Annotated in this window: 9 protein-coding genes and 1 pseudogene; 4 read left to right on the forward strand and 6 right to left on the reverse strand. The window is 74.2% G+C overall.

The annotated features are described in order from the left end of the window. On the reverse strand, window positions 1-1,054 hold a 1,054-nt coding region (locus C6N75_RS22605; protein ID WP_146132642.1), incomplete at its 3' end, for a serine/threonine-protein kinase. Between the two features lie 5 nt (window positions 1,055-1,059). Continuing rightward, window positions 1,060-1,926 (reverse strand): hypothetical protein, encoded by an 867-nt coding sequence (locus C6N75_RS22610; RefSeq protein ID WP_105870732.1) that lies wholly within the window; start codon window positions 1,924-1,926, stop codon window positions 1,060-1,062. Window positions 1,927-2,235: 309 nt separating this feature from the next. Between C6N75_RS22610 and C6N75_RS22615 the strand changes: the two genes are divergently transcribed. Further along, window positions 2,236-3,174: a glutaminase gene (locus C6N75_RS22615; RefSeq protein WP_105870739.1), complete on the forward strand. Its 939-nt coding sequence runs from the start codon at window positions 2,236-2,238 to the stop codon at window positions 3,172-3,174. 167 nt (window positions 3,175-3,341) lie between these two features. Beyond that, window positions 3,342-3,587: pseudogene (locus C6N75_RS32000) on the forward strand (helix-turn-helix domain-containing protein); the annotation flags it as partial. A 202-nt stretch (window positions 3,588-3,789) separates the two neighbouring features. Here C6N75_RS32000 and C6N75_RS31755 read toward each other — a convergent pair. Beyond that, on the reverse strand, window positions 3,790-4,668 hold the full coding sequence (locus C6N75_RS31755) for a hypothetical protein (protein ID WP_105870733.1): 879 nt from the start codon (window positions 4,666-4,668) through the stop codon (window positions 3,790-3,792). A 194-nt stretch (window positions 4,669-4,862) separates the two neighbouring features. Here C6N75_RS31755 and C6N75_RS22630 point away from each other — a divergent pair, with 194 nt between their 5' ends. After that, window positions 4,863-5,066, forward strand: coding sequence for a cold-shock protein (locus C6N75_RS22630; protein ID WP_105870734.1), 204 nt, complete (start codon window positions 4,863-4,865; stop codon window positions 5,064-5,066). 212 nt (window positions 5,067-5,278) lie between these two features. On the opposite strand, the gene C6N75_RS22635 is transcribed toward C6N75_RS22630, so the two are convergent. The 3 genes from C6N75_RS22635 to C6N75_RS22645 form a co-directional block, all read right to left on the reverse strand. Beyond that, window positions 5,279-6,040: an isocitrate lyase/PEP mutase family protein gene (locus tag C6N75_RS22635; protein ID WP_105870735.1), complete on the reverse strand. Its 762-nt coding sequence runs from the start codon at window positions 6,038-6,040 to the stop codon at window positions 5,279-5,281. A 68-nt stretch (window positions 6,041-6,108) separates the two neighbouring features. After that, the gene (locus C6N75_RS22640) at window positions 6,109-6,618 is read right to left on the reverse strand and encodes a TspO/MBR family protein (RefSeq protein ID WP_105870736.1); all 510 of its coding nucleotides are present in this window, start codon (window positions 6,616-6,618) and stop codon (window positions 6,109-6,111) included. Between the two features lie 263 nt (window positions 6,619-6,881). Continuing rightward, entirely contained in the window at window positions 6,882-7,769 is an 888-nt protein-coding gene (locus tag C6N75_RS22645) for an NAD-dependent protein deacetylase (protein ID WP_105870737.1), read from the reverse strand. Window positions 7,770-8,121: 352 nt separating this feature from the next. Here C6N75_RS22645 and C6N75_RS22650 point away from each other — a divergent pair, with 352 nt between their 5' ends. Then, the gene (locus C6N75_RS22650) at window positions 8,122-9,381 is read left to right on the forward strand and encodes an extracellular solute-binding protein (protein WP_105870738.1); all 1,260 of its coding nucleotides are present in this window, start codon (window positions 8,122-8,124) and stop codon (window positions 9,379-9,381) included. The last annotated feature ends 32 nt before the right edge of the window (window positions 9,382-9,413 follow it).

Genomic DNA, 9,413 nt, shown 5'->3' on the forward strand with positions numbered 1-9,413 from the left:
GGGTGGGCCGGTCTACGCCGAGCAGCCAGAAGGCGGTGGTGGAGCCTGCGGTGAGGGCGGCTGCGCCGGCGACCAGTGCCAGGGTGCGGCGCCGGGTCCAGTGCGGCCGGGCGGGCGGGGCGGTCACCGCCGTGGTGGCGCCGGGGCCGGCCGGTTCGACGCGGGTGGCCTCGATGTCGGGCAGGGCGAGCATCCGGGCCGAGCGTTCGGCGATGAGCCGGTCGATGGGGGCGGGCAGCCAGCCTTCGGCGGGCGTGTCCCGGGTGAGCAGCGCTCTCAGTTCGGCCGCCGTGGGCCGCCGGGCGGCGTCCTTGGCCAGGCAGTGGGCGACGACGGGGCGCAGCGGGCCGGGCAGAGCGTCGAGCCGAGGCGTGTCGTGGACGGTGCGGTAGAGCACCGCTTCCACGGGGCCGGCGCCGAAGGGGCGTTCGCCGGTGGCGGCATAGGCGAGCACGCAGCCCAGGGAGAAGACGTCGCCGGCCGGACCGGGCTGTTCGCCGCGGGCCTGCTCGGGTGCGAGGAAGCCGGGTGAGCCGACCACCATGTCGGTGGCGGTGAGGACGGTGTCGTCCAGGGCGCGGGCGATGCCGAAGTCGATGAGCCGCGGGCCGTCGGGGGCCAGCAGGACGTTGCCGGGCTTGACGTCGCGGTGCACCATGCCGGCCGTGTGCACCGCCTCCAGCGCCTCGGCCAGCATCCGGCCCAGGCGCAGCACGCTGTGCTCGGGCAGGGGGCCGGTGCGGTCGACGGCCTCGCCGATCGGCGGGCCGGGCACGAACTCGGTGGCCAGCCAGGGTGCGAGCGCCTCGGTGTCGGCGTCGACGACCGGCACGGCGTAGCGGGAGCGCACCTGGCGGGCCAGGCGCACCTCGCGGCGGAAGCGCTCGCGGAAGGCGGCGTCCTGCGCGTACGAGGGGTGGATGATCTTCACAGCGGCCAGTGCGCCGCCCGCGCTGCGGCCCAGCAGCACCACGCCCATGCCGCCGGCGCCGAGGCGTCCGAGCATGCGGTAGCCGGCGATCCGGGACGGGTCGGTGGGCCGCAGGGGTGCCAGGTCGTTCACGACAGCTCCAGCTCCACGCGGTAGAGCAGCTTGGCGCCGGCCTCCGCGGCGAACCGGATCAGGTCGGAGTCGGTGTAGCCCTGGGCGCCCTTGACGGACACGGCGGTGACCACCGGGCCGATGCGGGACTTGGTCCAGACGTAGGGCTGCGGCCGGGCGTCGCCGGACGCCCGGTGGGCGCCCGCCTCGAACAGCGTCGCGTCGGCGTTCTTGACGTCCTTCGGGTCCAGCCGCATGGACTGTAGGCCCTCCAGGCGCTCGCCGCCGCCCAGGTGCTGGGTCGGGCAGCGGAAGCTCTCCTGCACGGTGGAGCGCATCTCGCGGTCGGCGTGCGCGGCGTCGCGGTGGACGGTGACCGTCAGGGTGCCGCTGACGCGGCCCTTGCCGCCGGTGGCGGGCAGGTCGATGCGGCGGGTGTAGGCGTCCAGCACGGTGGCGGGTGCCGGCTCGCGGGTCCAGACGCAGGAGTCGGGCAGTACGGGCACGGTGCCGGAGGACTCGTAGGGGATGTGCGGCACCATGCCGGGCGTCCAGTCCTCGGGTGCGAGCGACGCGCGGCGGGTCAGTTCGCGGGCCCGGGCCGGTGTCCTCGGCACGCGGTGCGGCGCCGGGGTGAAGGTGTACGCGTCGGGCGGGGCGCCGACGGACGATGCGGGCGAGGGGCTCGTCGCGGCCGGGGCGGTGGGGCTCGCGGCGGCCGTGCCCGTACCGCGCGCGTCGTCGCCGGCGGGTTCGGCGGTCGCCCCACCGCCCGTTCCTCCGGTCACCGGTTCGCCGCCGCTGTCCTCGGCGCAGCTTCCCAGCAGCACCGCGACCACCAGCAGGCCCGCCGCGGTCGTCGCGCGGCGTCGCGTCACCGACATGGTTCCCCCCGTGTCCACTCCCCCGCCCGGGCGGACGTGTTCCGGCCGGACGGCCACACGGTAGCGGCACGGCCCCGGGCTGGGTATCCGCGCTCGTACTCAGCGCGGCTGACGGGCGAAGGCCGCGGGGGCTCGCCACGGTGCCGGCAGGCCCGGCGGGCGGTGTGCGAGACGCCGGCGCGGGGCAGGCCCCTCGGACGGTGGGGCGGGCCCCTCGGACGGTGGGGCGAGGCGGGCCTTGGGAGGCGGTGCGCACGGCCTGGGGCGGCTCGGAGCAGCGGTGCGCACGGGGGCCGGCCAGGGGGCATGATGGCGATCATGACGACGACGTCGCCCGCCGCGTTCCTGCCGGTCCTGGAGCAGATCGCGGAGGAGATCAGCCGCACTCCCGGGCGCGGCCGGCCCGCCGACTACATCCCGGCCCTCGCCGCCTGCGATCCGCGCAGCTTCGGCATGGCCCTGGCCGAACCGGACGGCACGGTGTACGGCGTCGGCGAGTGGCGGCAGCCGTTCTCCGCGCAGTCCGTCACCAAGGTGTTCACGCTGGCCCTCGACCTGGCCCGGGAGGGCGACGAGTTGTGGGAGCACGTCGGCCGCGAGCCGTCCGGCAACCCGTTCAACTCCCTGGTGCAACTGGAGTACGAGAACGGCATCCCGCGCAACCCGTTCATCAACGCGGGCGCGCTCGTCGTCACGGACCGGTTGCAGACCCGCACCGGTGACGCGGCCGGCGAGCTGCTGGCCTTCCTGCGCGCCGAGAGCGGCAACCCCGGCCTGGACTTCGACCGGGAGGTCGCCGCCTCCGAGACCGCGCACGGCGCACGCAACGCCGCTCTCGCCCACTTCATGACGTCGTACGGCAACATCGACAACGACGTGCCGGTCCTGCTCGACCAGTACTTCCGGCAGTGCTCGATCGCCGCGTCCTGCGCGGACCTCGCCCTGGCCAGCGGTTTCCTGGCCCGGCACGGCATCCGGGCCGACGGCTCCCGGCTGCTCAGCCGCAGCCAGGCGAAGCAGGTCAACGCGGTCATGCTGACCTGCGGCACCTACGACGCGGCCGGCGACTTCGCGTACCGGGTGGGGCTGCCGGGCAAGAGCGGGGTCGGCGGCGGGATCATCGCCGTCGTCCCGGGGCGGTGCACGCTGTGCGTGTGGAGCCCGGGTCTGGACGAGCGCGGCAACTCGGTGGCCGGTGTGGCGGCGCTGGACCGGTTCACCACGCTCACCGGTCTCTCGGTCTTCTGACCTTCCGGCCCCCTGCGGCGGCCGCGCCGCGGGTCCGGGGGGGAACGCGCAGGGGATTTCACGGATGTTCACGGGTTGTGCGGCCCGGCGACACTGCGTTCTCCGCAGACCGGTGCGCTCCTCGCCTTCGGCGCGCGCCCGTCGCAGGGCCACAGAAAGGTCAGACCGTGAAGTCCAGACTTTCGCGTGCCGTCCGTCGGGGCGCGCCCTGGTCGGCGCTCGCCGGCGATCTGCTGACCCGTGTCGACGGCCGCCGCCAGGACGCCGCGGGCCCGCTCTCCGACGTCGAACGCCGCCCGGCCGGCCTGGTGGCCGGGGGCGCCGGCAACCAGGACGCCGCCGACCGGCTGCTCGTCTCGGTCAAGACCGTCGAGACGACGCTCAGCCGCGTCTACCGCAAGCTGGGCATCCGCGGCCGGAGCCGGGGTGCCGTGAGCGCGAGTGGGCTGAGCGGTTCCGCGGTCCCGGCGTCCTCCACGACCGACCCGGTCCTGAGCCCGGCCGCCCGGCGTGCCGGTCCGGGGCGAGGGACGGCCTTGTCGCCCGGTGTGGTCACAGGTGCTCCGGGCCGCGGTGGACGGCGGGTCTTCGCCGCACACCGCCCGCCACGCCCCGTCAATCCCGCTGAGCCCGCTGAGCCCGCTTCACGGCGGCGGCGGCCCGCTCTGCTCGTCGGCTCGCCCCGAGCGCGGCGTCCCGCGCGTCCTTCACCGCCCGCCGGGCCTGCTCGGCGGCCGCCTCGGCCTCCGACCGAGCACCCTGCGCCTGATGCAACCGGTCGCTCAGCCGGCGGACCTGTTCGGCTGCTGCCTCGGCCCGTGCGGTGGCGTCCTGCTCGGCTGTCCGTGCTGCGGAGAGCCGGTGCTCGCACCGGTCCGCCTCGGCCTCGGCCTCCTGGGCGGCGCTGCGGGCAGCCGCGAGGTCCCACCGCTCCGGCTTCGGCTCACCCGTCGGGGCCGACGCCTTCGGCCGGGCCGTCCGGGTCGCGTCGCGACGGGGCGGGGCCGTCTCCGGGGCGACGGCTGCGAACCCGACCACGGCCTCGGGCACTCGTACGAGACGGCCCAGGGACCACTGCTCGGCGACGTCCGGGAAGGCGAGGACGCCGTGGAGGACGCGTTCGATGTCGTACAGCATGGTGCCGCTCACCGGCTGCCCCTCGCCGCGGGCCAGAGCGGCGGCGTCGCGCGCGAGGGCGGTGACGAGCTGATGCTGCCGGCCGCGGGCCTCGCGCAGTCGCTCGGCGTCGAGTGCCCGATGTGCCGACCGGAGGCTCTCGCCGAGGGCGAGGAAGCGCCGAGCGTCCTGCGGCCGGCGGCGGGCGAGGAGATTCGCCGCCCAGGCCGCGAGGGCCGGTCGGCGCAGTGCGGCGATGGTCTTCGCCGCCGCCCGGTCCTTCGCCCTCCTGGCCTCGACGACGTACGCGTCCCTCGCCGCGGTGAACCGCGCCGGCGCCAGCCCGTACAACTCGTCGACGACTCGCTCCACATCCACGCCACCACTGTGCGCCGGTGGCGTCCGGGTCGCCTGGTCGCGACCACCCCGGCGAAGCGGATGAGGGAAGTCGCGCCGATCGCCGTGTAAGAGCGTTGCTGCTGGGTAGGGCTGCGGGTGGCGCTCCCGATCGCGGGTGCGCTCTCGTATCCCCCGCCGGGTCTCTCGGCCCGGCATCAGTGAAGGATCTTCGTATGGCCAGCGGCACCGTGAAGTGGTTCAACTCGGAGAAGGGCTTCGGCTTCATCGAGCAGGCGGGCGGAGGCCCGGACGTCTTCGCCCACTACAGCAACATCTCCGGCAACGGCTACCGCGAGCTGGTCGAGGGCGAGAGCGTCACCTTCGACGTCACGCAGGGGCAGAAGGGCCCGCAGGCGGAGAACATCGTCCGCGGCTAGTCGCCCCGCACGCCGGCATCACCGCGTAGAAGGGGCCCCGACCACAGCGGTCGGGGCCCCTTCGTGCTGTCCGCGGGTCAGAAGAGCTCGTCCACGGCCGTGGTCGTGGTCTTCTCGGCGGCGGCCACGGGGGGAGTCCCCGAAGTCGCCCGTCTGCCCCTGCCCCCACTGCACGTCGGTGAGAGTCCTGCCGCCTCGGCTGGAGCCGGGCCTCAGGGGGCCCAGGGCCGGAGCATGTCCTTCATCGTGTCCGTCAGCGCGAGTTGCAGCAGCGGACCGTAGGTGATCCGGCCGACGCCGAGGCGGCGGAAGCGCTCCAGGTCGTGCCTGACGGGGTGGGCGGTGGAGTTCACGGGGACGGCGACGGCGTCGACCACCGCCGCGAGCAGCTCGTCTTCGTCCTGGATGCGCACCGGGTAGACGCTGTCCGCGCCGGCCTGCTCCATGGCCCGCAGCCGCTCGATCGCCTCGTCGAGGACGCCGGCGGGATTGTCCGCATGCAGGAAGAGGTCGGTGCGGCCGTTGACCCAGAGCGGGACGCCCGCGTCGTCGGCCGCCGCGCGCAGGCCGGCGATGTAGTCCGCGTGCTCCTTGGTGCTGCGGACGCGTCCGCCGTCCGCGTGCACGGTGTCCTCGATGTTGAGGCCGACGCCGCCGACGGAGGTCAGTCCGGCGACGAGATCGGCGGGCTCCTGCCCGTAGCCGGCCTCCAGGTCCACGGACACGGGGATGTCGACCGCGGCGATGATCGGCCTGACGGCGGCGAGCACCTCCTCGAAGGTCTGCCCCTCGTGGTCCTCGGCCCCCCGGGAGTCGGCGAGCGGATGGCTGCCGACGGTCAGGGCGGGGAATCCGGCGTCGGCCGCGGTCCGCGCGGACCAGACGTCCCAGACGGTCGGCAGCACGAGCGGCCTGTGGTCGGCGTGCAGTTGCTTGAGGCGTCGAGCGCGCTCGACAGTGGTGCGAAGGTCCATGCCGAGGAAACTACCCCCCGTTCACGCCGGTCAACGTACCGGCGAGATCCGGACGGCACCCGCGGCCGTCAGGTGTTGAGCTGCCAGATGGCGAGGTTGAGCGCCGTCGCGTACGCCACCCACACCGCGTACGGGACGAGCAGCAGGGCTGCGGCCGGGCTGCGGCGGTGGAAGAGCAGCATGGTCACGGCCAGGGCCGCCAGGAGCAGCAGGATGTCGAGGAACGCCAGGCCGTACTGGTCGGCGGCGAAGAACAGCGGCGTCCACGCGAGGTTGAGGGCGAGCTGGGCTCCCCAGGCGATCATCGCCGGCTTCGCGCTCGTCGTGGAGCGGGCGCGTACGGCGAGCCACGCGGAGACGGCGATCATGGCGTAGAGCACCGTCCAGACCGGGCCGAACAGCCAGGACGGCGGGGCCCAGCCGGGTCGCTCCAGCGCCGTGTAGGTGCTGCCGGCGTCGGCCGCGGCGGCCCCGCCGATCGCCGCGACGGCGAAGCACAGACCGAGGAACATCAGCAGCAGCGGCCACCGCGAGGCCCCTCGCGCGGATGGGGGCTGCCCGTGCACTGCCTGGTTCATGGAGCACTCCTGGTCCCGGGGGCCGCTCGACGGGATGAGCGGTGTCCCCGCCGGGTGCCCGACACCCGGCCGGTCAACCGGTGAACCCGGCCGGTCAACCGGTGGACCCGGCCGGTCAACCGGTGAACCCGGCCGGTCAACCGGTGGACCCGGCCGGCTCCGGGCCGTGGTGGTCACTTCGGTGCGCACCGCGAGGAACGCGGCGCGAGCGGGAGGCGGCTCTGCGCGCGGGCGGGGGGTGCCCGGCCCCGGGGGCGCCGGGGTCAGTCATCGAGGCCGATGCCGAGCCGGTCGGCGACCGTGGTGAGCGCCGCGCCCAGGGGCAGTGCGACGCGGGCGGCGGCGTGGCGGTCACCGCGGGTGGGGTCGCGGTTGACGATCAGGACGGGTTTGCCGGCGGATGCCGCTTGCCGGACGAAGCGCAGGCCCGACATCACCGTCAGCGAGGAGCCCAGGACCAGCAGCGACGTGGCCGCGTCGACCCGTGCGCGGCAGAGGGCGACGCGGGCCGGGGGCACGGACTCGCCGAAGAACACCACGTCCGGCTTGAGGACGCCGCCGCATACCGTGCACGGCACCACCTGGAAGTCGCCGACCTGCTCGTCGGTGAGGTCGGCGTCGCCGTCCGGGTTGAGGGTCGTCGCCGTGGGCGCGAAGCCGGGGTTGGCCTCCTCCAGCGTGCGCGCGAGCTCCCGGCGGGGGCTGAGGTCGCCGCAGGCGAGGCACACGACCCGGTCGAGGCTGCCGTGCAGTTCCACGGCGTCCGCGCTGCCCGCGCGCTGGTGCAGGCCGTCGACGTTCTGGGTGATCACCCCGGCGAGCAGTCCGTGCCGCCCGAAGGCCGCCACGGCCCGGTGACCGGCGTTGGGGCGGGCCCGGCCGAAGACGCGCCAGCCGAGGTGGCTGCGCGCCCAGTACCTCCGCCGCGCGCGGGCGTCCGCCGTGAACTCCTGGTACGTCATCGGCGTGTGCCGGCTCAGGCTGCCGCCCTCGCCCCGGTAGTCGGGGATGCCCGACTCCGTGGAGATTCCCGCCCCGCTGAGCACCAGGACCCCGCCGGCGCGCAGGGCGTCGGCGACCGGGGCCGGGTCGACGGCGCCGGACAGCGCGTCCTCGCCTGCGGTCCAGCTCAGTGTGGGGCGCATACGCATGGTCCCAGCGTACGGAACCGGCTGCCGACGGCGTCGTCGGCCGGGTGGCGGGGCGGCCGCGTCACTGATGCCTCACTCAGGCGGCTGGCACACCGTCAGTTTCTTCTCGCGGGCCGGACCGCGCCGCGCACGGCGGGGGTCCGTCGTCCGTCCGGCCCGGGAGGGCCTGCGGGGGCGAGAAGGTTCTACGCGCGTTGGGCATATCGGAAGACACCAAGGGCAATCGGCGCAGTTGGAGCTACGGCCACAAAAGCGGCTGAGGGTACGGTTTTCGGCCTGGGGTGAGGGAGACTTCCGGACGCATCGGTCCAAAGAAGATCACGAGGAAAACGTGCGTCCTAGACTTTTCGCCATGGCAGCGTCGACGGCTGCGTTCGGGCTGCTGGTCTCCCTCGCCACCGGCTGCGGCTCCTCCTCCGGGAGCGGCCGGACGACCCTGCGCCTCGTGGTCCCGGAGTACGGCGACACCCCGGCGACCAGCTCCAAGGCGTACTGGGACAAGCTGACCCGCGCCTTCGCCGCCGCCCATCCCGGCATGAACGCCGAGGTGACGCTGCACCCGTGGGCGGACGTCGACCGCGAGGTCACCCGGATGGTGGAGGCGGGCGACGCGCCGGACGTGGCGCTGATGGGCGCGTATTCGGACTTCGCCGCCCAGGACCGCCTCTACCCCGCCGACGAGTTGCTGTCGGTCCAGCGGGAGGCGAACTTCCTGCCGACGCTCGCGGAGGCGGGCACCTTCGGCTACTCCCTCTACGGTCTGCCGTTCGTGGCCAGCAGCCGGCTGCTGTTCTACAACGAGGCGCTGTTCGACAAGGCGGGCGCAAAGCCGCCGAAGACCTGGTCGGACCTGAAGGAGGCGGCCGAGGCGCTGAAGGCGGCGGGCGTGACCTATCCGTACGCGCTGCCGCTCGGCCCCGAGGAGGCGCACGCCGAGGCGCTGATCTGGGAGCTGAGCAACGGCGGCGGCTACACCGACAGCAGCGGCGGCTACAGCATCGCGTCCGAGGAGAACACCGAGACGTTCCGCTGGATCAAGGACAACCTGGTCGAGCCGGAACTGACCGGCCCGGTCGCGCCGGCCGCGTTCGACCGGCGTGACGCCTTCGCCGCCTTCCTGCGGGGCGAGGTCGGCATGGTCAACGGCTACCCCTCGCTCCTGCACCAGGCGCGGGCGAAGGGCATACGCGTCGGCACGCTGACCATGCCGGTGTCGGACACGTTGGGCGACAGCAAGGCCCCGCCCTCGGTGGGCGTCGCCGACTGGATGATGGCCTTCAAGCACGACGACAACCGCGAGCTGGTGCGCGAGTTCGTCGACTTCGTCTACGAGGACAAGAACCTCAACGAGTTCGCCAGGCGCTACGACCTGCTGCCCTCGACGGTGTCCGCCGGCCAGGCGTCCCAGGGCGCGGGGACGGACCCCAGCACCGAGCAGTTCCTGAACGCGCTGAGCAGCGCGCAGCTCTACCCCGTCAACGAGCCGTCCTGGCTCCAGGTCAGCGACACGATCAAGCGGAACATCGGCAAGGCCGTGGCGCCTTCGGCCGATCCCCAGAAGGTGCTGGAGGACATCGCCCAGCAGGCACGCGCCTCGGCGGAGCCGAAGTAGCGGCGCGGGGAGGGGCGGGGTCAGCGCCCGGG

Origin of the sequence: Streptomyces solincola (assembly GCF_002982015.1) — a bacterium.
GTDB lineage: Bacteria > Actinomycetota > Actinomycetes > Streptomycetales > Streptomycetaceae > Streptomyces > Streptomyces solincola.